Origin of the sequence: Rubinisphaera margarita (assembly GCF_022267515.1) — a bacterium.
Classification (GTDB): Bacteria; Planctomycetota; Planctomycetia; order Planctomycetales; family Planctomycetaceae; genus Rubinisphaera; species Rubinisphaera margarita.
This window is the reverse complement of sequence record NZ_JAKFGB010000009.1, coordinates 527,254-549,808: the sequence shown is the minus strand read 5'-3', so window position 1 is coordinate 549,808 and position 22,555 is coordinate 527,254. Positions and strand designations below refer to the sequence as shown.

The 22,555-nt window shown below is 58.9% G+C and carries 14 protein-coding genes; 4 read left to right on the top strand and 10 right to left on the bottom strand.

Annotated features, from left to right (window positions below; genetic code table 11):
• Positions 1-92 precede the first annotated feature (92 nt).
• Both L1A08_RS05490 and L1A08_RS05485 read left to right on the top strand, forming a co-directional pair.
• Complete coding sequence (locus L1A08_RS05490) at positions 93-452, top strand: STAS domain-containing protein (RefSeq protein WP_390896846.1); 360 nt, start codon at positions 93-95, stop codon at positions 450-452.
• Between the two features lie 35 nt (positions 453-487).
• Positions 488-1,561 carry an LOG family protein gene (locus L1A08_RS05485; protein WP_238755110.1) on the top strand — a complete coding sequence of 358 codons (1,074 nt, stop codon included), beginning with the start codon at positions 488-490 and terminating at the stop codon, positions 1,559-1,561.
• A gap of 619 nt (positions 1,562-2,180) precedes the next feature.
• Here the strand turns inward: L1A08_RS05485 and L1A08_RS05480 are convergent.
• From L1A08_RS05480 to L1A08_RS05470, 3 genes are all read right to left on the bottom strand, one after another.
• Positions 2,181-3,047, bottom strand: a complete 867-nt coding sequence (locus tag L1A08_RS05480) for a class I SAM-dependent methyltransferase (protein WP_238755108.1) — start codon at positions 3,045-3,047, stop codon at positions 2,181-2,183.
• Positions 3,044-4,507, bottom strand: coding sequence for a sulfatase (locus L1A08_RS05475; protein WP_238755106.1), 1,464 nt, complete (start codon positions 4,505-4,507; stop codon positions 3,044-3,046). The genes L1A08_RS05480 and L1A08_RS05475 overlap by 4 nt, the downstream gene beginning before the upstream one ends.
• Before the next feature lie 125 nt (positions 4,508-4,632).
• Complete coding sequence (locus tag L1A08_RS05470) at positions 4,633-5,043, bottom strand: DUF1844 domain-containing protein (protein WP_238755104.1); 411 nt, start codon at positions 5,041-5,043, stop codon at positions 4,633-4,635.
• Between the two features lie 127 nt (positions 5,044-5,170).
• Here L1A08_RS05470 and L1A08_RS05465 point away from each other — a divergent pair, with 127 nt between their 5' ends.
• Positions 5,171-6,589, top strand: coding sequence for a right-handed parallel beta-helix repeat-containing protein (locus L1A08_RS05465; protein WP_238755102.1), 1,419 nt, complete (start codon positions 5,171-5,173; stop codon positions 6,587-6,589).
• Positions 6,590-6,710: 121 nt separating this feature from the next.
• Here L1A08_RS05465 and L1A08_RS05460 read toward each other — a convergent pair whose 3' ends face one another.
• From L1A08_RS05460 to L1A08_RS05430, 7 genes are all read right to left on the bottom strand, one after another.
• The gene (locus L1A08_RS05460) at positions 6,711-7,163 is read right to left on the bottom strand and encodes a hypothetical protein (protein WP_238755100.1); all 453 of its coding nucleotides are present in this window, start codon (positions 7,161-7,163) and stop codon (positions 6,711-6,713) included.
• Positions 7,164-7,385: 222 nt separating this feature from the next.
• Positions 7,386-8,057: a hypothetical protein gene (locus tag L1A08_RS05455; RefSeq protein WP_238755098.1), complete on the bottom strand. Its 672-nt coding sequence runs from the start codon at positions 8,055-8,057 to the stop codon at positions 7,386-7,388.
• 413 nt (positions 8,058-8,470) lie between these two features.
• Entirely contained in the window at positions 8,471-12,682 is a 4,212-nt protein-coding gene (locus L1A08_RS22845; RefSeq protein WP_315860554.1) for a hypothetical protein, read from the bottom strand.
• A 752-nt stretch (positions 12,683-13,434) separates the two neighbouring features.
• The gene (locus tag L1A08_RS05445; protein WP_238755096.1) at positions 13,435-14,736 is read right to left on the bottom strand and encodes a peptidylprolyl isomerase; all 1,302 of its coding nucleotides are present in this window, start codon (positions 14,734-14,736) and stop codon (positions 13,435-13,437) included.
• Between the two features lie 142 nt (positions 14,737-14,878).
• The gene (gene mfd / locus L1A08_RS05440) at positions 14,879-18,172 is read right to left on the bottom strand and encodes a transcription-repair coupling factor (RefSeq protein WP_238755093.1); all 3,294 of its coding nucleotides are present in this window, start codon (positions 18,170-18,172) and stop codon (positions 14,879-14,881) included.
• A 670-nt stretch (positions 18,173-18,842) separates the two neighbouring features.
• Positions 18,843-19,646, bottom strand: a complete 804-nt coding sequence (locus tag L1A08_RS05435; RefSeq protein ID WP_238755091.1) for an HpcH/HpaI aldolase family protein — start codon at positions 19,644-19,646, stop codon at positions 18,843-18,845.
• A 96-nt stretch (positions 19,647-19,742) separates the two neighbouring features.
• Positions 19,743-21,026: a hypothetical protein gene (locus L1A08_RS05430; RefSeq protein WP_238755089.1), complete on the bottom strand. Its 1,284-nt coding sequence runs from the start codon at positions 21,024-21,026 to the stop codon at positions 19,743-19,745.
• 165 nt (positions 21,027-21,191) lie between these two features.
• On the opposite strand from L1A08_RS05430, the gene L1A08_RS05425 reads away from it, so the two are divergent.
• Positions 21,192-22,394 carry an FG-GAP repeat domain-containing protein gene (locus L1A08_RS05425; RefSeq protein WP_238755087.1) on the top strand — a complete coding sequence of 401 codons (1,203 nt, stop codon included), beginning with the start codon at positions 21,192-21,194 and terminating at the stop codon, positions 22,392-22,394.
• Positions 22,395-22,555 lie beyond the last annotated feature (161 nt).

Genomic DNA, 22,555 nt, shown 5'->3' with positions numbered 1-22,555 from the left:
CTGTCGGAGTGAATATACTCGCGACGAGCAGGGCCATTATAAGGATTGTGGCCGACGATCAGGAACGCTTGCAGGGTCGTGAAAGAAGACGTATGGCGAATCAGGAAGACTTTCGTCTGGAATGGCACGGCGACATTGTCGTTGTCACACCGGCCAGCAATATCGAATCGATGAACTGGGACCTGATCGAACAGGCCGCCGAAGTCATCATGGCCCCGCTGCAGAATCAGGACGTGCCGGTCGTTGTCGTCGACCTGAGCGAAGTCGGCTATTTCGGCTCCGTCTTCCTGGCCCTGCTGCTTCGTTGTCATAAGTACGTGAAGAGCCGGGGTGGCGAACTGGTCCTTTGCGGAGCCAGCGAAATGGCGACCGAACTGCTGCGAATTACCGCACTCGACACACTCTGGGCCATTTACGACACTCGCGAAGAGGCCCTTGATGCGGTTACCTAAGGAGACCGCATCGACAGTTTGAGCAGGAGTCAGGGATGTCTCAGCACCATAAGCGTTCGCAACCGGACGAGTCCGAAGAGTCCGTCCTTCCCGATGTCGAGGAGTCCTTCGAAACCGAAGAGGACCCCGAGGCGATTGCCCGCCAGCGAATCGTCGATGAGATCAAGGAAACGGCGGACAAGCTCCATCGCGACAAAGCGACCCTCGGCGATCTGAAGATCCTCAGCCGGGCGCTCCGCGAACTCCGCTATGCTTTCAAGGTCTTCAAGCCGTTTCGGCGGAATCGGAAGATCACCGTCTTTGGCTCGGCTCGCACGCCGCCGGACGACCTCAATTATCAGCTGACGGTCGAGTACGGTCGCCGGATGGCTCAGGAAGGCTGGTACGTGGTGACCGGAGCCGGGGGCGGCATCATGGAAGCCGCTCACGTGGGAGCCGGCGTCGATCAGTCGATTGGCGTCAACATCATGCTCCCGTTCGAACAGTCGGCCAACCATGTGATCGAGGGAGACGACAAGCTCGTCAACCTGAAGTACTTCTTCACCCGCAAGCTGCTGTTCGTGAAGGAAGTGCACGCGATCGCCATTTTCCCGGGAGGCTTCGGCACCCTCGATGAATGCTTCGAAGTCCTCACGCTGGTCCAGACCGGCAAACGCGATCTGATGCCGATCGTTCTTGTCAGCGATCCGAGCGACCAGTACTGGACCATCTGGCAGAACTACGTCCACAAGGAACTGCTCGACACCGGCCTGATTTCGCCTGCGGATACGTCGCTCTACCGCGTCTGTCAGAATGTCGATGACGCTGTCGAAGAAGTGATGCGGTTTTACTGTGTCTACCACAGCATGCGCTACGTGAAGGGCGACCTTGTGCTCCGACTCCAGGTGGAACCGAGCGATGAGTTCGTCGAAGAGCTCAATCAGGAATTCGGCGAGCTGTGCGAAACGGGGAAGATCGTGAAAACAGAGGCCGACCCGGTTGAAGCCAATGATCCGCACCTGCTGCATTTGCCGCGTCTTCGCCTCAACTTCAACCGCCGGGAAATGGGCCGCCTCCGCCAGATGGTCGACGTCATCAACGACCGCCTCGGCATGGAAGACTGCGACTAAACATTGAATCGGGTGCCATGCCCACGCTCGCGTGGGCATGCCTGAATCGTGCCGGGCGGCCCCATCGAAAGGGATGGCTCAGACGCGTGCGTCTGAGTGGCGGAGCCACAAGAGGTCGCTCACCGAAGTTCTTTCCGTAAGCTCGTCGAGTCCACATCTGTTGCCTCCCCGGGCGTACCGCTTTCTCGGCGATGCACAGCTTCTTCCTGTGACTTCGTCACCCAGACGTGCACGTCTGGGCCATCCGGGGCGGCGTTCTTGATTGACCGAACGCGGAAGACAGGCCTCCTGTTGCCGTGCCATCCGGTTGGTGGCGGGGGGCTCTCCTAACGCCTAACGCCTAGCGCCTAGTGCCTAGTGCCTAGTGCCTAGTGCCTACCGACCAACAGGGGTGGCCCCGAAAGATTCTTTCGGGGCGGCGCAGCCGTCGGAGCACGGAATGGGACGCTGGGATTCACTGGAGTGGTGAGCTCTCGTACTGCTGCGGACCTCAGTTGCTGATCTCTGTCAAACGGCTTCCTCCTACGGCTTCGCCGCCCTGATAGCCGAGCTATCAGGGCCACCCCTGTAGAGGACGCTCAAGACAAGCCTCCCGTTTATCCCGTCGGAACTCCTCTTCTCAGATCCACGAAGTCGGGGCGGTTTTGTCCTGTTGGCGGCGGAAGACGAATTCGTTGCAGCCGAGGCTGCGGGTCAGCTTTTGTTCGACGAGGTCGAAGCCGTGGTTCTTGTAGAACTCGCGGACCTGGTGGGGCCTGGCGACTTCGAACGGATATCCGCCAATCCAGTCGATGATGTCGGTCACGACCGACATGCCGCGGGCATCGTGGGCGGACCGGTAGCGGGCGAACGGATTCCGGAAGCGGCGGAGATCGTTCACAAAGAACGCAGCCAGAAACAGCGGCACAAACACCCCGGTGATGAACCAGCGGCCGAAGGTTCCACTGCAGTAGATTCGTTTAACAAGCCGCCAGAAGTCGGACTTGCGGCCCTGGTCGTTATACAAGGCGACCACGAGCAGGCCACCCGGTTTCACGTTGTTTATCAGGTTCTCCATTCCGAGCCACATCGCACCGGTGTGATGCAGCACGCCCCAGCTGTAGACGATATCGAAGGTCCCGAGGCGGGCCAGAAAGCTGTGGTCGAGAACCGAACCCTGCTCGATTCGCCAGTCGTTCTCGTCGGGCAGAAACTGCTTGCGAAGTTCCTGGGTGCAGGCAACGGAGTTCGGGTCGAAGTCGAACGAGACCACGCGTGCCCCGAGCTTGCGAGCCGCCAGACTGAAGGTTCCGGAACCGGAGCCGGCGTCCAGAAACGACGGGTGTTCGAGGTCCTGAGGCCAGAACTCCAGCAGCGAGGCCTGCGCCTGTTCGATGCGGTTTTCGTTCAGCAGGTTCAGAAACTTCTGCCAGTTTTTCCCGAAGCCGAACCGGAGTTCCGGATCGATCGGCTGCTCGGGCGTGGCCACATGTTCGGAGACGGTCATTGTCGACCACCGGCTTTCGATTTGAGCTCGTTCCGCTTCCTCGTCACGGCGGCGTCCATCCGCTTCACAATATCAGCATGGTCAGCCGAGTCCGCCAGGTTGTGGTACTGGTGAGGATCATTCTCCATATTATAGAGCTCCTGCGAGCCGTCACGATATTTTATGTACGCCCATTGGTCGGTTCGCAGCATTTGCCCGTTTCCGGTCACGGAATAGGCCGCTCTGCGAACCCCTTTGGCGTCTCCCTGCAGGACCGGCACCAGCGATTTCCCCTGCACATGAGCCGGAATGTCGAGACCGGACAGTTGGGCCAGCGTCGGGTACAGGTCGATCTGTTCAGCGAGGGCATCGGTCGTCGTGCCTCGGGGGCCCTTCGGGGTGGAAATGACGAGCGGAATGCGAGCCGATTCTTCGTGCAGGCTCATTTTCTGCCAGAAGGTGTGCTCGCCGAGGTGATAGCCATGATCGGACGTGAAGACGACGATCGTCTCTTCGTCGAGTTCAAGATCGCGGAGTGCCTCAAGCAGCCGCCCAACCTGGGCATCCATGAAGGCGACGCTGGCATAATAGGCGGAGAGGACCTCCTGTTGTTTGCCCGGTTTGCCGGCCAGTCCACTGCTGCGCGAGGTTTTGGAGACGCCCGGCTTCGGGATATCGGCCAGGTCATCCTCGACGACGGGAGCGAGCTCCATTTCCGCTGGGGGATACGGATCGTAATAGCTGGCCGGAGCCACCAGAGGCACGTGCGGGCGAACCAGTCCCACCGCCAGAAAGAATGGCTCATCACGATGAGCTTTCATCAGCTCGATCGCCTTGTCGGTCGCCATCACGTCGGGCTGTTCGCGGCCGTCGCTCTCGCCTTTCACGACATAAAAGGCGCCGCCGAACCCGAGGCCGTAGTGCTTGTCCTTGTCGAAGTTCAGCTTCTCGTTGGTGAGATGAGAGTGCTCCCCTTGGGTCATCCACTCCGGAGCGTGCATGTTGAACCGCTCGGTCCACGAGGCTTCGTGATCCGGGCCGGAAACGCCAGCCGTGATGTCGCCCGGCACCCGCATGTGGTAGATCTTGCTGACGCGGGCGACGTAGTACTCGTGATCCCGAAAGTGCTGGGACATCGACGGACGATCGCCCAGGTTCTTCGTGAAGTTGCTCGCTCCCCCATTGCCCATCACGCGGATCGACTCTGGGTACATCCCCGACATCAAAGCGGCCCGGGAGGGGCCACAGATCGGGAACTGGCAGTAGGCCCGCGTGAAGCGGATGCCGCGTTCCGCGATCGAATCGATCGCCGGCGTCTGGGACTGCTCGTTGCCATAGCAGGAGAGAGCCTCAGCCGAGAGGTCATCGGAAATGATGAACAGCACGTTCGGCGGATCGGCGGCCTGAACCGGACTCTGAACAGCGAACGCAATCACGACGCCCAGGAGGACCGAAAACGAGCGAACGAAGGAACACGGCATTGAGCACTTCATGGTCGAGTCCACTGGAGTAGTCGGGGAGTCCTGAATACGACGACCGTGGAATCACACCGCTGGACGAGCCAGCAGTGGCACCCTCTCCGTCGATGATCCATTGCAGCGACCCGTCAGGCGTTCTGGCCGGTCTGCTGCACATAGATCATTCGCAGTTCATGAACCGTCTGCGTAATCATCTGCTCTTCTTCGTGCTCCAGGTTGCCCTTGGATTTTTCTTCGAGCACGGCGAGCAGGTCGATGTAGTGCCGGGCCAGTGCCGGCTGCAGATCGGGCTTATTCGTCATTGGATTGGGAATCAATCCGAGAGCGACCATCGCCTGAGTCGAGAACATGGACACGAGCAGAGGGAAGCTCGCGGGAGGAAGCTGGCTGGCGTCGATCTGCTCAGGAGCTTCTCCTTCACTTTCGACAGGTTGATTCTGTCCGGCGGCCTCGGCGGCACGCTCGGATTCAACCTTTGTTTTCCAGTCCTCATCGATGTGGATTTTGTTGTCCGAAGAGCCTTGCTGATCCTGAGACATGCCGGCTGGTTCCTTTGCGTGACAAGAGAAAAAATCGCAGCCTCTCATTATGATCGATCCGAGCTGAACTGCAACCGCCTTCCCGATCCATCCCTCCTTAGAGAACCTTGAAAAAGGGAGCCGCCTGATGCCGATTCGAATTGCTGTTGTCCTGCTGCTGATGTTTGGTCTGGTTCGTCTTTCCGCGACCGAGTCGATTCCCGAGCAGCCGAAGACAAACTCCCCCCTGCCCGGTTTCATTGAAGCGATCCCCGATTCCGAGGACGATACCGAGCGAATTCAGCGGATCATCGACAGCGGCGTCGGCTCGATTCGCTTCGGCAAAGGAACCTTCAAACTGTCGAAGCCGCTCGAGATTCGGCTCGACGAAGTCGGCTTCACGTCGTTGCATGGCGATGGCGTCGCCCGGCTCGAAATGAACGGAGCCGGGCCGGCGGTCCGCTTCATCGGCACCCACGGCGGCACGGCTGCTCCCCACACGGTGAAGGACAATGTCTGGGAACAGCAGCGAACCCCGCTGATGGACGGCATCGAAATCGTCGGGACTCATGCAGAAGCGAATGGCGTCGAAGCCAAAGGAACGATGCAGCTGACGTTGAGCCGGCTGACGATTCGCAAGTGCCGCCATGCCGTGCATCTGATCGATCGCAACCGCAACGTCATTCTCTCGGAGTGTCATCTCTACGAGAACACCGGCGTCGGCGTCTTTCTCGATCATCTCAACCTGCACCAGATCAACATCTGCAACTGCCACATCAGCTACAACCAGCAGGGGGGCGTCGTCTCGCTCGATTCGGAAATCCGCAACCTGCAGATCAGCACCTGCGACATTGAAGGCAACATGGGTGATGAGAACGCCCCGCCGAGTGCGAACGTGCATATCGATGGCAGTAACAGCTCGATCGGTGAAGTCGCGATCATCGGCTGCACGATTCAGCATGCTCACAATGCGGTCGAGTCGGCCAACATCCGCATCGACGGCACCGGCAACCCGCTCAAGTTCACCGATGAAACCCGCCACGGTCACATCACGATCGCCGATAACATTCTTTCCGATGTGCAGTTCAACATCGACCTGAAGCACTGCCGCTCCGTTACCGTGACCGGCAACACCATCTGGAAGGGGTACACCTGCGACCTGCGAATGAACGACTGCAAGGATGTTGTCCTCGCCAACAACGTCTTCGACCGTAACCCCCGCTACCACTACAGCGACGGCTCCCAGGCCACGCTCGGCCTGCTGATCGAGAACTGCCAGGACTGCCTGCTGAACGCCAACATGATCACCGGCACCAACCACGAGATTGCAGCCGTGCAGATGCGAAACTGCGACCGCATGAACGTGACCAACAACACGATTCTCGATTACGGCCGCTGCGGCCTGCTACTGGAAAAAGTGACCCGCACCCGCGTCTCCGACTGCCTGTTCGACTCCGACGGCGAGACGGAATGCTCGATCGAACTGAAAGAGTGCGACCAGTACATGCTGCGGGATAACTACAAGAGCGCCCCAGTCCTCGGAGCAGAGAACGCGACAAAAGACTAACGGACGCCGCAGCAGGACACCGCAGGTCAGGCATTTTCGATTCTTAACCCGAAGCGTGAGCGAGGGAAATTGAAGCTGTTTATACCACGGCCCTCGCTCACGCTTCGGGTTGGGATGCCGACTACCTTTCAGGCGTTGGCCCTTTGGCGGGAGGCAGCACCAGCGCTTCAAGCTCGATTCGTTTGGAGTTGAGTTTGATCCTGACCTGGAAGTCGTGGGAGTGGGCGTCGTGGATCACTTCCCAGTCGAAGTCGGCTTCTGCCTTGATGAAGCTCACGCGAACGGTGGTGCCTTCGCAGGCGGCCAGGTTTTCGGCGAGTTTGTTCAACGCGGTTGTGTCGCCCTGAAAATGCAGGGTGGAGATCCAGTTGACGAAGTAGCCGTCGGTGAACGTCAGGTCGTCGTCGAGCAGCGTTTGCCGGATCTGCTTCTGAGCGTGTTCCGGGTAGTCCGACGAGAAGGCGATGCCATCGGCGGACTCGATCTTTCCGGCAATCGCGTATGCGGCGGAAAGGTTCGTCAGCAGGACGGCGGCGGAGGCCATCGCGGCCAGGAGGAGGGAGCGTCTGGACATGGGGATCTCCGTGTAACGAACGCCAGATTGTCTATTCCTTGAGACGCAGGTTGTCGCGAGTTTGTTGCACAGATTTTCGTTTGTCAGTGAATGAAATAGGAAATCACCGCAAACGGTGCCCCTTCATCTGATCGACGTGAATGAATGTTGCGATCGGTCAGAGAAGAAACCGAGCTCTGCGTCGAACGGGGAGGGTTTAAGAACGAACTTTCCATCGCGTTGTCAGGCCTGATTGCCTGGGTTTGCGCTCAGCCACGCCTTCGCGGCCGCCACCGGATCCTCTGTCTCCATGAAAGTTTCATTCGTCAACTCGGCGAGAATCTCCGCACATTCCCACTGATTGTCATCATCATCCCAGTCACTTGAAGTAAGAATCTGTCGAACGGCTGCTAGAATTGCTGACCCACCAATGACTGACAAAGCACGCAGCGCCACAGCCGCCGCTTCGGCCTCCTTTGTATCATCTTGTGGCGGTGTGACTGCCAGCGTCACCAATTCGGAGGCGATCGCCTCTTTGTCGTCGCCGAGCCTGTCGTTTTCAGCCAATTGGCTGATCAGCCAGACCGAATCTTCGCGTGCCTCATATTCAGCATGAGACAGGCTCTCACGGGCCCAGGCCAATCCTTCATTTCCGCGTTTCGAAATGATCTCCAGTGCGTGTCGATGCACTTGTGAGTCACGAATAATTGGCTCGTCTTCATTAGTGCAAAGACAACTATTCCAATAGTCCTCGCAGAGTGAAATCAGTGCAGTGGTCGAGGCCTCATCAAGAGTATTCAACCGTGGAGTTGTGCCGTTGGCCGGCCAGAGATCGGGTACTCCAGGTGATGAAGGTACGAATCGACGCGGTTTCGATTCGTACGGGCGGAATAGATCGAAAATTCGTCGAAACACGTGGGCTCCCTGTTGGCAAAACTTGTTTCTAGGAATAGCCGTCACGATGGTTCTTAACGGCCTGAAGAGGAATCTCGCTTCGTTTTCGTTGCCCGGTTGTCGAGTTCGGTGCGTAGCAGTTCCCGGGGTCGGATCGGAGATCCGATGGTGCGTTGAAAAGCCCCCTACGATGTTGAATTCTGGCCCGAAGTGTCGGACAGGGAAGTCGGCGTCGCTTGTACTGCCGGCCCTCACTTACGTTTCGGGTTGGGATGCGAATGAGCTGGGCTCGAACAACGGAAAAGCGGTGGTCGGGAATAGCATCCCGGCCACCGCTTTTTTCATCGTACAAAAAAAAGAAATCGCCGCAACGATGCCCATTCGCTGCGACGATTCCCGACCCTGAAAGTTTCGCTCAGGTGATTGACTCGGCGTTAGTCGAGTTCAATTCCCAGGAGCTGTTCTTCTTCTTCCTGGATGATGATGCGGGGAGTCACCATCAACATCAGGCTTTCGGTTTCCCGTCCGACACCGGTGTTCTTGAAGAGCCGGCTGACGTATGGGATCTTGTTGAGGATCGGCACCCCGGCCATGTTGCGGCCTTCACGGAGTCGTTTGACTCCACCCAGGAGGACCGTACCACCGTCAGGCACGCTGACGACCGTGGAGACGAAGACCTGTTCCTGGATAGGCTGCTGGACCGTGACAGAGCCGCCGATGGCTCCACCCTGCTGACCCTGCTGACCCTGCTGGCCTTGCTGACCGCCCTGCTGGCCACCCTGGCCACCCTGACCACCGAAGCCACCGATGCCGCCGAAGCCGACGTTACCACCGCCGCCTCCGCCGAAGCCGCCCTGGCCACCACCCTGCTGACCACCGAATCCACCCTGGCCGCCCTGCTGGCCACCACCGGCTCCACCCGTTCCACCGGCGAAGGTGAAGGTCTGGACGTCGGTAATATTGGTGAAGGTTGGCAGAACAGAGAGTCGGACATAGCGACGGTCGGCTGAGATGACCGCGAGAACTTCGAGGTTAACCCCTTCGTTGATGAACTGGATCTGAGGCTGGAAGCCGACGTTGAACACACTCACCGATGGCGTCAGGCTGATCACGAACGGCCGGCTGACCTGGTCGGCCACGGTGGCCCGCTGTCCGTTGAACAGTGTGACTTTCGGTGCGAACAGGATGTTCGATCGCTCATCCGACTGGGCAGCCTGGATGAAGAAGAAGGCTTCGATATCAGACAGAACCGCGAACCCGACCTGGATACCGACTTCCGGGTTGAAGTTACCGAAGTCCGGTACACCCACCTGGAACGATCCCTGACGGAATGGGATGTCGAGGTCCTGGCTGAAGCTGTCTGGAGAGTTCATACCGACGATCGTTCCACCAGACTGGTAGCGGTCGCGGTTGACGAGGTTCAGGACAGGGTTCTGATCGAACAGTCCGCCGGTAGCGACGCCCTGCTGACCCTGTTGCCCCTGTTGACCCTGCTGGTTCTGTTGGTTGTTGTTACCGCCACCCTGGTTACCCTGCGTCGAGCCACCCGTGTTGTCGACAGTACCGAAGGCCGGCAGAGGAATTCCGCTGTCATCAGTTTCCGGGCCACCGATGGTGTCCTGGACGTTGAAGTCGAAGTCGATACCGATTCGTTCGAAGAAGCGGTCAGACACGGTGATGAACCGGACTTCAATCGTAACCTGCAGGTCCTGCAGACGTCGCAGCTGCTTGAGCAGTTCAGCGATTTCGTCGTGCACGGCCTGAGTCTGACGAATGACCAGAGACAGAGTCGAGGCATTCTCACGCACCACACCGTTGCCGCCGAGGTGATCCCAGGATTCCGGACGGACCACGCTGGTGATCAGTTCAGACAGGGCGTCGAAGTCGGCCTGGCTCTGACGAGGATCGCGAGCGTCTGGCTTACCGAGAAGACCGGTGCCATTCCCTGCTCCCGCCATGGCCAGCGGATCGCTGATCTGTGACATCGAGTTGCCGAACGGCTGATTCGGGATACTGTTCATGCCCATTGGAGTCGCCCCCATCACTCCGTTGTTCGGAGCGAACTGTCCGGCGAGAACCGGCAGCGGCACGACCAGGTCGGCGACGTTGTAGACGATCGGGACCAGTTCACCCTGCAGACGAAGGCTGCTGGTCACCTTGAGGACGTCGTCGTCGATGCTGTAGTCGAGGCCATAAGGTTCGAGCAACAGGTTCAGAGCGGACCGCAGCTTGATGCCGTCGATGTGCATCGTCACCGGCGTGTTACTGCTGGCTCCGACCTCTTCGAGACCCTGCTCGTCGGTCCAGATGTTGATGTTGGCGAGCTGTGCGATCTGACGGAAGACTTCCGACAGAGGTTCGTTATCGAAGTGCAGACTGATCGGCTGGGACAGGCTGTCGATAATCTCGAGTTCTTCCGGAGTCCGTTCGCGATTGTCCGGGCCGCTGAACTGGCGACGAGACTTGGTCAGTTCACGCCATTCCTTCGGATCCGGGTAAGCGATCGAGTCTTTGGTGACCGGGTTGATCGAGCTCTGGTCGACAGCGTGCAGCTGCTGCCAGAAGCTTTCTTCCTTGCCATCTTTGACTTCGTCGTTCATCTGGATTCGCTTGGCGAAGCGAGCCTTCCAGACCATCAGTTCGGTCACGGGTTCTTCCGGAGCCAGTTCCTTGGCCTTTTTGGCCACGACTTCGGCTTCAGGGAAACGTCGTTCCCGCATCAGGCGGTTGAACTCTTCGGTCATATCGGCCAGGTCCTGCTCGACGCGAATTCGCATCTTGCGTTCCTGTTCGATCTGATCGCGAACTTCGTCGTTCCGTTTCTGCATGGCGATCACAGGAGCCCGCTGTTCGCGGAACTTCTCGATCGAGTTGCGGGAGTTGCGGAGACGAGCGGCCAGTGCGTCGGTCTGTTCAGCCGGCAGGCTGGAGCCAGCCAGCTTGGTCATGGCTTCGTCGATCAGGTCGAGAGCCTTTTCGGAATCGTTTTCGCGAAGACGTTCGGCCTGGTAGATCGCATTGAAGGCTTCGCTGCGAAGACGGTCAAACTCGACGGTCTGCTGCTGGCGAACAATGTTGATCCGATCGGTCGATCCGTTGACGTCGCCAGACGTTTCCTGTCCGTTGACCATCTGAATCTTCTCGTTGCGAGCGGTCGACAGTTCCCGCAGGAAGTCCTGCAGCTGCTGTTTCTGCTGACCGGTCAGTTCACTCTGGTTTTCGAAAGCGACCAGGAAGGCCTGGCGAGCCGCTTCGCGATTACCACCGCGGAGCTGGGTCACACCTTCACGATAAGCGTCCTGTGCCGTGATCTCGACGCCAGCCTGATCGGCGGTGACAATCGACGTTTCGATCATGGTCTTGTCGGTCGGAGAAACTTCGTGAGGAATCGGTGTGGCCTGCATCTTCTGAGCCACTTCAACTCCGGCGACCGGGTCGACGCTGTTCTCTTCGCTGACCGGAGCGGTCTTCTGCTGAGCCAGCATCTGCTGCTTCTGAACGGCTTCGATTTCCGCCATCAGCAGTTCCGGACGATCGTCGAAGATGTCGTAGGTGACATTGAACTGACGAGCCTGAGCCACTTTGGCCCGAGCCAGTGGCAGATTCCCTGTTGAAGCGGCCTGACGAGCTTCAGCCAGCAGGTTCATGGCCATCTCACGATCGTGAGACGACTGAGCACTGGTGGCCATGGCCGGAGCCGAGTCAACTGGAGTATAAGGACGGCTGTTTGCAGTCGCCGCGGCCACCTGTGGTGCAGGTGCCATCTGAGGAGCTGGCGTTGCATTCGGGATGACAGGAGCGACCTGGACGACTTCCGGTTCGGGAGTCACGGCAGGAGCCTTCACGGTCGGAACCGGAGTCACCGTGTATTCTGAAGGAGGAGTCATCTTCGGCTGCTGAGCTGCAATCATCTGCGAGTTGGTTGCCCGCTCGATAACCGCCATGATCTGATCCGGCTTCTTGTCGAACAGGTTGTAAGCAACCGGGAGTTCTGCAGCCTGAGTCGCCAGTTTCCGGGCGTCGTCGTAACGACCTTCCTGGACGGCTTTCTCAGCGGCGGCCAGCAACTGCTGCGACTGTGCCTTGGCTCCGTTGGTTGGAGAAGTCACGTTCGTCGCAGGAACTTCAGGAGCAGCATTCGTTTCCTGAGCGGCCATCTCGGTGGAAGCCGGTACAAAGAACGGGCTTTCCGAGAAGCCATCAGCCAGCTGCTGCTGATTGGATGACGTTTTGAGCTGTGCGATGTCAGCCAGAACATGCTCGGGACGATCGTCGAACGGACCATAGGTCACGCCGAGTTTCTGAGCCTGCTGGGCCTTATCCAGAGCGGCTTCAATGTTGCCCGACTGGAGATACTCGCGACTCGTCCGCACCAGATACTGGGCGTACTCCTGGCGATTCTCCGGGTTCGGAGCAGCAGCCGGCGGAGCCGACTGGCCATTGAGCTGCGAGATCAGAGCATTGGGAGTCAGCTCTTTCTCGGCGAAGGCGATTTTGAACCGCTGAGCCAGATCGCGGGCGGCGACAGCTCGTCGCATCGCCTCTTCCGGCTTCCCTTCTTCGCGAGCTTTTACAGCCAGACGAAGCTCGTTCTGGATTCGCTGACGGATGACTGTTTGAGTCCCCGTTGACTCGGTGTCGTTCACCGGTCGGAATCCAGCCGAGACCCCTGCAAAGGGATCAGCGGACTGATTCTCCGAAGCAGGAGTGTTCGCGGCAGGCTGCATCGCCCACGGCGGTGCTTGAGGTTGTTCCTGGTCCTGGGCCTGGCTCAAATTAAACAGCCACAATGAGGCTGAAGCCAGAGCGCCACATGCCATAAGTCCGATGACCCTGGTCAATTTCCAATCCTCCTTCAGGCCGTTCGAATTCTCTGCATTCGAGTTCATGATGATCTTCTTGCGAAGTGGGGTCGATGGGGGTGAGAGCAGTCGCCGCTTGTCTTGAGATGGGCTCAGGATGGAATCATCCCACTGCTGATACAGTCAGAATGACTGACGTTGAGATCCAGAGAGAATCGCATCGTCAGGCACGGGGAAGTGAGTGGTTGCGACAGGCGTCGCGAGGGGTGTATCCGATCGGTTCGTTACCGGTCAAGGTGGTCTTGAACGAGCGCTGAACCAATCGCTGTCTTGGAGTTTTTACAAAATGAAATCGCCACAAGCGGGCGGGTTCACTCGAAGGGAGGTCGTGTAGAAGAGAGACATTTCGACGGGAATCGTCGGTGGGAAATGTGAGTTGATCGGGTTATCTCTCTTATCGAACCAAACTCGGCTCAAGATTGACCTGTTTTCGGGAAGATGAGAGAAAGTTAACAAATTGTTTCCGACGTCTGAAAATCTGAGGGCCGCGAGCCGAACATCTTATCCAGTCCAACGGACTGGAATGCCCTGCCCGACTACCGCGTAAACTTTCCGAAGGCCCGCATCTTTTCGTGGAGTTCGGGATCGGAATCGAAAATGGTTTCGATCGTGGCCGACTTCTTCAGACGGGCCACAACTTCTTCGGTCTTCTTTCGCTGGGCGGCTTCGATGATCGTGCCGCGAATCTCCAGCTGAAGCTCTTCAAACGGTGTGATGTGGGCATCCTCCCGAGAAATCACGCGAACGACGCGGAAGTAATTGGGAGTTTCCATAATCTTGCTGATGCCGCCGACAGGCAGCGTGAACAGCTGATTGTCGACGTCTTCGTCCGCCAGGCTGCCTTTGATCGTCCAGTCCCACTCGCCACCCAGGGAAGCGGTTGGACCATCGGAGTGCTTCCTGGCGACTTCGCCAAACGAAACACCCGACTGCAGATCCTTGACGGCGTCGTTGAGTTTTTCGAGAGCCCCGTTTCGTCCGTCGTTTCCGTCGAACGAGATCCGCAGCTCCTGCCATTTCACGCGGGACGGATGCGAGTAGTCCTGCAGATGAGCGTTGTAGTACTCCAGCAGCTCCTGCCGACCAATCTCGATGTTGATCTCCGATTCGGTGGCCAGGTACTGCATGGCCAGCTGATGCTTGCCGAACGTCTTTCGCAGATCGTCCAGAGACGTTCCTTCTTTCTTCAGCTTGGCATTCAGCTCCATGGCCGAAGCCGTGCCCGTTTTTTCCAGCAGCTTGGCGACGTGTTCGTTGAAGGCTTCGTCCAGAACCTGATCGAGCTTTTCGACCTGTTCCTGCTTCAACGAGGTCTTCAGGGCATGAGCCAACAGTGTCCGTTCGATGTGGTCGGGCAGATCGCGTTTGAGGAGATCCCGCTGAGCCTGAGCGAACTGCTCCGGCGTCAGCTGAGCCTTCATGTTCTCCATCTGCTGTGAGTAAGCCCCGAAGACGTCACCGGCCAGAATCTGATTGCTGTTCACGATGGCGACGACTGTCGACTCGCTGATCTCGTTCTGCCCGTAGATCTCGAACTGAGACAGTGGAACGACTTCTCCGGTCTTCGAGCCGCTTTCAAGAGCGGCTGTCTGCGCGATCACCCCGGCCTGTCCGGCAGGCGCCTGGGAATCGTCCATCGTCAACCGGGGCGGCGGGGGACCGACCACGGGATTATTGGGACGCACGCGATTGAAATGTTCTTTGATTTGCTGACAGCCCAGGCAGGTCACCAGCGACGTCACACCGATCAGACCCCAACCCGTTCGGACCCACGTCTTACGAAGCGGGGAACGCGCGAGAAATCGTGCGGCATGCGGAATCTTGGGATCCGTTGGCATAACTGAATTGTTTCGCGGAGAGGATTAAGATTCGACCAGTGCCGCTGCCCCTGGGACGGGGCTCGTGAGACTCATTCGACAGAGTAAATCCGCCGTTTGTAAGCACCAGTCTCTAGGAGGGGCCGGGTTTATACTGGGCAACTCAACGATCCTGCAACACGGATTTAAGGAATCGGAGGATCTTTTGCTCCGAGGCGACTTCTTCCAATTTGATCTTGCCGGGAATCGGAACGTAGATCGTGTGAGCATCCACGAGTCGCAAGTCGTGCTTTGACAACTGCTTGAGAATTTTCAGCTTACGCGGATCGGTCCCTGAGATCACAAAGAAGTGCTCTTCGATGCGAATCCGATCGATCGAGATAATCCGGGCCCAGACTTGTAATTCTTTCAGCGCCAGCAGCTTTTCGACCGGTTCAGGAGGCGTTCCGAAGCGATCCCGCAGTTCTTCGCGAAGATCTTCCAGCTGTTGTTCGTCACCCACAGTCGAGATCTTTCGGTACATCTCGATCTTATGCCGCCCGGGAGGAATGTAGTCCCCCGGCAGATAGGCGGTGATCGGCAGATCGAGATTGACGTGCGGATGTTCCCGGGGCGGCTCGTTCTTGAGTTCCCGGACCGAGTTGTCGAGCAGCTGGCAGTAGAGCTCATAACCGACCTGCGAAATATGGCCGCTCTGCTCGGTGCCGAGAATATTCCCCGCACCCCGGATTTCCAGGTCCCGCATCGCAATCTTGAAGCCAGCTCCCAGCTCGCTGTACTCCTCCAGGGCCTTCAGCCGCCGCGTGGAAGTCGTGGAAAGCACCTTGCCTTCCTCGATGACCAGATAGCAATACGCCCTGTGTTTATAGCGTCCGACGCGTCCCCGCAGCTGGTGCATATCGGCCAGTCCGTAGCGGTCGGCCTGGTGAATGAACATCGTGTTCGCGTTGGGAATGTCGAGTCCACTCTCGATGATCGTCGTCGCCACCAGCACATCGGTTTGTCCGCTGACAAAGCCGAGCATCTGACGTTCAAGCTCGCTCTCGTTCATCTGTCCGTGAACGATGCCAAAGGAGGCTTCCGGCACGATCTGCTGCAGTTTGTCGGTCAGCGTTTCAATGTCGTAGACCTTGTTGTGCACAAAATAAACCTGCCCGTTGCGGTTCAGCTCCCGCACGATCGCATGACGAATCAGCTCCGGATCCCAGCGGCAGATCCGGGTTTCGATCGCCTGTCGACCCCGAGGCGGCGTCTGCAGGTTGGAGATATCGCGGATTCCCAGCAGCGACATATGCAATGTGCGGGGAATCGGCGTGGCTGACAGCGTGAGAATGTCGATTTCGAGCCGGAGCCGCTTCAGCGTTTCCTTGGCTTTCACGCCGAATCGCTGCTCTTCATCGATGATAATCAGCCCGAGATCCTTGAACTTGATATCGGGCGAGACGATTCGATGGGTCCCGATCACCATATCAATCGATCCGGCGGCGAGCCCGGCGAGAATCTCCTTCTGTTGCTTACCCGACCGGAAGCGGGAGAGCATTTCGATCGCGAACGGATACTCGCCCATCCGCTCACAGAAACTGCGAAAATGCTGCTCGGCCAGCACGGTGGTCGGCACCAGCATGGCGACCTGCTTGCCGGCGTCCATTGCCCGAAAGGCGGCCCGCATCGCGACTTCCGTCTTGCCGTACCCGACATCGCCGCAGATCAGCCGGTCCATCGGGCGGGGCCGCTGCATGTCGTCCCGGATCGATTCCATCGCGGTCAACTGGTCGGGAGTTTCATCGTACGGGAAGGCGGCTTCGAACTCTTCCTGCCAGTGCGAATCGGCCGGGTAGGTGATGCCCTCTTTGGCTTCCCGGGCGGCCTGAAGACGAATCATGTCCGAAGCCATGTCGGCCACGGCCTGCGTCACCTTCTCTTTTTTCTTGCTCCAGGTATTCGTGCCGATCTTGGACAGATTCGGATGGGCTTTGCTGGCTCCAACGTACTTCTGGACCAGGTGAATCAGCGAGGTTGGCACGAAGATGCGGACGTTGTCCGCAAATTCGAGCACCATGTGCTCTTCAGAGCGGTCTTCGCCTTCGACCAGCTGCATGCCGCGATACTTGCCGATGCCATGCCCGACATGCACGACCAGGTCACCCTCGTTGAGCTCGAGAAAACTCTCGATGGCCCGCGTCTGCAGTGTCCGCTTCTTCTGGTTCGGCCGCACATCTCGCCGGCCGTACAGTTCGTGATCGCCCACGACCAGCAGCCGCTGCCGCACGAGACGGAATCCACGCGTTAGCCGTCCAAGGCAAAGCCGTGTTCGCTCCTGCAGCCCCGGATGCTTCTCGGCAATCAGTTCCCCCAGCCGCGACCGTTCCCCTTCGTTCAGACAACAGAGGAGGACCGACTCATCAGCCGCCAGCGACTGTTCCAGCTCGTTGAGAGGATCCGAATCGCCGAAGGCGAAGCGTTCGATCGATTCGGTTCGCAGATCGCAACTCTGTTCGAAACTTCCGGCTGAAATCGCGGAGATACTGACCGATGGAAACTGTGTGCATCCCTCAATGGCACCCCGCACATGAAACAGGCCGGTCCGGTCGTCGAGGCGATCGAGATACTGCTTCCCTTCGTCCATCACTTCCTGCAGTTCAGAAAGCACAAACCAGCTTTCCGCAGGAAGATAAGACGCCAGGTGCTGCGAGAATTCTTTCCCGGCGTTGAACGGTTTTCCCTTCAGCGACTTGGGAAAGAGAGTCAGTGAGATTTCCTCGAGCGAGTCCACTTTCCGCTGCGATTCGACATCAAAAGTGCGGATCGACTCGATCTCGTCTCCGAACAGTTCAATGCGGTAAGGAAGAGCCGCATCGGTTGACCAGAGGTCGATGATCCCCCCGTGGATCGCGAACTCGCCCCGAAGCTCGATCGCGGTCGTGCGTTCCAGGTTATGCTCGACCAGCCAGCGTGAAAATTCCTCCAGGTCGAGCTCTTCGCCGACTTTAAGGATCCGCGAGTACTGCCGCATCTGATCTGCCGAAGGGACCGGCTGCATCAGTGCTTCGATGGAGGTGACAAGGCAGGAAACGCCGCCGTCAATGAGCTTCTTCAACGTCGCCAGACGCACGGCGTATTGAGGATCAACGGGATTCCACGATGCCGGACTCCCGTCAATCACCGGCAGGACCGGCGGTTCATGTCCCAGAAACTCGGCCAGGTCGACGGTCAGATCTTCGACGTCTGACGCCCTTGGAGCGACAACGACCAGAGTGTCCGGACAGGCTCGAGCGAAGACGGCTGTTGCGAGGGCGCGTGAAGATCCCCAGGCACCATCGACAGTCCCGCTCTGTCCCCGCTGGAGGGCGGCGACAATTTCTGCAATCTCAGGAGCGGATTCCACCAACGGAACCAGATCGGGAATACCGGCCACCGCAGCCGCGGTCCCGGCGACCATTTCCTCCTCGGGAGCCATAGACGCATTGTAGACGGGGAAGAAAAACCGTCCAGCCTGGACGGTCGACGCCCTCAATCCCGAGAACCAAGCCCGTTTGAGCATGCCTCCATGTGGCTTGTCGTGAGGGGCCCCTGCCGGGGTGGCCGTGATAGCTCTGCTATCAGGACGGCGAAGCCGTGGGAGGATGCCGTTTGACAGGGATCAGCGACTGAGGTCCTCAGCTGTCCAACGTCCCCCCGGGTTCAGTGACTTGCCGCGTCCAACCCCGTTCTCCTACGGCTGCGCCGCCCCGAAAGAATCTTTCGGGGCCACCCGGTTGGTGGTTAGGGGCTAGGCACTAGGCGTCAGGCGTTAGGAAAGGCGGAGTGCAGCCCTTCAACAAGGGATGGCACAGAGATTCATCACCGTGCTGAATGCTCACCGGGAACGGTTCGACGTTTCGCAGTAACAGGAGGCTTGTCGTGAGGGGCCTCTGCCGGGGTGGCCGTGATAGCTCTGCTATCAGGACGGCGAAGCCGTGGGAGGATGCCGTTTGACAGGGATCAGCGACTGAGATTCTCAGCTGCCCAACGTCCCCCCGGTTCAGTGAATCCGAGCGTCCATTCCCGTTCTCCTACGGCTGCGCCGCCCCGAAAGAATCTTTCGGGGCCACCCCTGTCCCACGCAGCATTGCACCCCATTGGGGCGATTAATACTTGGCGAGATCTCCTTTGGCGGCGGAGAGGCCAAGTTCTTTCACCACGCGGCTCGCTTCGTTGACCATCATTTTCAGTTCGCTCGCCATGGCGATGAACTGCCAGCCTTCGTCGATGCGGCGTTTCGTGTCTTCGACGGTCAACACATGCAGACCGACCGGGGTTCCGGTTTTCTTGCCCGCGGCCAGAATCCGCTGGAGCATCGCTTCGAACTCGTCCGGGGTCGGATCGCCGCCGTCGGAGGTGAAGTTTCGCATCTGGAATTTGAGGTCATTGGGGCCGACGAAAATGGCATCGACGCCCGGCAGCGCGTAGATTTCCTCGGCGTTTTCGACTCCCTCTGGCGATTCGGTCTGCAGCACGACGAGGATCTCGTCGTTGGCGTACTTGTAGTAGTCGCCGGCGGCGGCATCGAAGTTCAGCGCATGAATGGCTCCGCCAACGGAACGGTTGCCGACGGGCGGATACTTGGCCGCCGCGATCGCTGCTTTGGCCTCTTCGACGGTGTTGACCATCGGCACGACAATTCCCATCGCGCCGGCATCGAGGACCCGCTTGATGAGATCATGGTCGCCGCGCGGGACCCGGGCCAGAGGAACGCAGCCGGCATCGGCGATGGCCCCAAACATGAGGGCCGCCGTCTCCCAGTCGACCGGAGAATGCTCGATGTCGACGGTCAGCCAGGGGAAGCCGACTCGTGCCATAAAGCGAGTCGCAAACACACTTTCCAGCGACAGCCAGGTTCCGACCTGAGGTTCGCCGTCTCGAAGGGCCTGCTTAACGGGGTTCTTTTTCATGGATGTCTTTCCGAGCAGTAATGTCGGGGGCGTCTAAACGCCCCTTAGATTGTGATTTCACGCGGTTTCTGTTGCGTCGAGACGCACCAGACTGGGTTATCCGACGATTTCGCTCACGTCGATCAGGTGCACCTGGCGGCCGCCGCCGGCGTGAGGGGAATCGATGGCGACGGTCCGGCCGTCGTTACTGGAACGGGGATGCAGGTCGCATCGCCACTCGCCGGTGTACTCGGGCGGCAGGTAGAAGTGGCCGAGATTGACCCGTTTTCCGGTCGGAACGTGGTACAGATACGGCGTCTGCTCGCGGGTTTTTCGGTCGGGATAGGTGTCGTTCAGGATCCATTCATTGCCGGCGATCGGCAGGTAGGTGTTGTGCCCGTTGAGGGGCATCTTCTCCGGAGCGACGACCTCAATCTCGTCGGTCTGATCACGGAAGAGATAGAACTTCGCCGGTTTCCCCTCCGGCTTCGTCCAGGCACAGATGTGCTCAGGATCGCGCCAGATGAAGTGGGAGGTGTGCCCTGAAGGATCGAGGATGTACCGTTCGGAGCCGTCCATCGCTACCGTGAACATGCGGGTGATGAATCGGCCGGTCGGCTCGGCATCCGGACCGTCGCCGGTACTGTCCCGCCAGCGGTGCAGGACGATGAACCGGGAGCTGTCCGGGCTGATGAGCAGATGATTGAAGTAGTTCCATTTGTCCTTGAGCGACTTGCCCTGGAAGGGAACCTTCGCGGCATCGGCGAGTGAGAAAATCAGCTCGGCTTCGCCGGTGTCCATGTTCATCTTCCAGACGCCGGAGTCTTCGGGAGCCCGTTCGGTGTGACACGGATCCTGCAGTCCGACGTAGCCGTACCCGGGCCGCATCCGCTGGATCCGTGAGAAATCAGCCGTGATCGCCGATTTGCCATCTGGACTCAGTGTATAAATCGGCCGGGGCAGTGTTCGCGTCTTGCCAGTGACGACATCCTTCACCCGGCAGACGTGATGGTCCCCCTCACGGTCGTTCCAGACGACTTCGCTTTTCGAACCAGGCCGCCACTGCAGCATGCAGCCCTGCTGCCAGCCCCAGGAATCGCTTTTTCCGAGCGGAATCCAGCGGTCGCCATCCTGCGTATCGACCATGCCGACGTTGATTCGGTCTTCGGCGGTCGGCGTGCGGTGTTCGAAATCGACCTCGTTGGAAAGGACATACCGGTTCGTGGGATCGAACTCGAGCTTGTCGTAATACCCGAACCAGTGATGCTTGGGGCCGCGAGTGATCGTGCGAACCGGCGGCAGAGCTTCTTCTGCGGCCTGGATCGGTCCGGGAAGCAGGGGAAGCACGGAGGCAGCGGCCAGGCCCTTGAGTGCGGAACGGCGGGTGATGCGTTGTGTCATGGCGGAGTCCGGGGTCTCGGGGGTCGATTCGTCCGGGCTGATGATACCTCTAAACAGAGACTGGTTCCAAGCCGGGGGAGTGCCCACTGATCGGGATTGGCGGCGACGCATCAATCTGCGATGATGTGTTGGCTTTGGTTTCCGAGTCGCGAGGAGCAGAGGTCCATGCTGAGGAATGTTGCGTTTGGAGTACTGCTGGTCTGGGCGGCTTCCGCATCGGCGGAGCCGTGGAAGATGCATGTGATCGACAATTCCTCGCGGGGAGCGGACGGCGTCAAACTGGCCGACATCAACGGCGACGGGCGGCTCGATATCGCAACCGGCTGGGAAGAAGGAGGCCGCATCGGGCTCTGCCTGCAGCCGCCAGTTCATCGCATTCGGGAGGCCTGGCCGTCGGTGACTGTCGGGAAGGTTAAGTCGCCGGAAGATGCCTTCTTCGCAGATGTGAATGGCGATGGCCAGCTCGATCTCGTCAGCTGCTGCGAAGGGAAAGAGCAGGCGATTTATCTGCACCTGGCCCCGGCCGATCCCAAGCGGATTCCCCACGCCAGTGCGTGGAAAACAGAGCTGCTGACCGATTCGCGGGACAAAACCCGCTGGATGTTCGGCACAGCGGTGAACTTCGATGCCGACCCGGCTTCCGAGTTATTCTGTGGTTCGAAGAATCCGCATGGGCAAATTGGCTGGTACGACATCTCAGCCGACGATCCCTCTGCGGCTCGCTGGCATCCGATTGGCCCGGCTGGCTGGATCATGTCTCTATTACAGGTCGACGTCGACGGCGATGGGGATCTCGATCTGGTCTATTCCGACCGCAAAGACGCACGGCGGGCCTGCTGGTTTCGGCTCAACCCCCGCGATGGCTCCGATCCGGCCGGCTGGGCTGAGGGGGTAATCGGCGGAAAGGACTCGGAAGTGATGTTCCTCTCCGCAGCCGATGCCAACGCGGATGGCCGCATCGACTTTGTCTGCCCGATCAAAGGGGGTTCGTTCGAGATCTATCTGAATCGAGGCTTGTGTGATTCCGAGCCGATCTTCGAAACGGTCCGCATCGCATTTCCTGAGAAGACGGGAACGGCGAAATGTGCGAAGCTGGCCGATCTGAATCTGGATGGCCAGCTCGATCTGGTGGCCAGTTGTGAACATGCCGAGCGAAAGTATGGCGTGTTCTGGATGTCAGGACAGATTCCGGAGTCGGGCGAGGAACCGGTTCGGTTTGCTTTTCATGAGATTTCCGGGAACGAGCACGGGGTCAAGTACGATCTCGTCGAGCTTCTGGATCTGGATGCGGATGGCGATCTGGACCTGATTACCTGTGAAGAGCGGGATAACCTGGGCGTGATCTGGTACGAGAACCCGACCCGCTGAACCGGCGTGAGAGACGACGATGGTGACTAGATAGACTGGGGTAATTCCGTATTGCTTCCAAAATGAGCCGTTGATACCATTCGCCGCCCTCAGGGAAAGTAGCGGATGGACGCCCGGATGGCGGCCCGCTCGAGAGGAACCAAGACAGGTGTTTTTGCCCG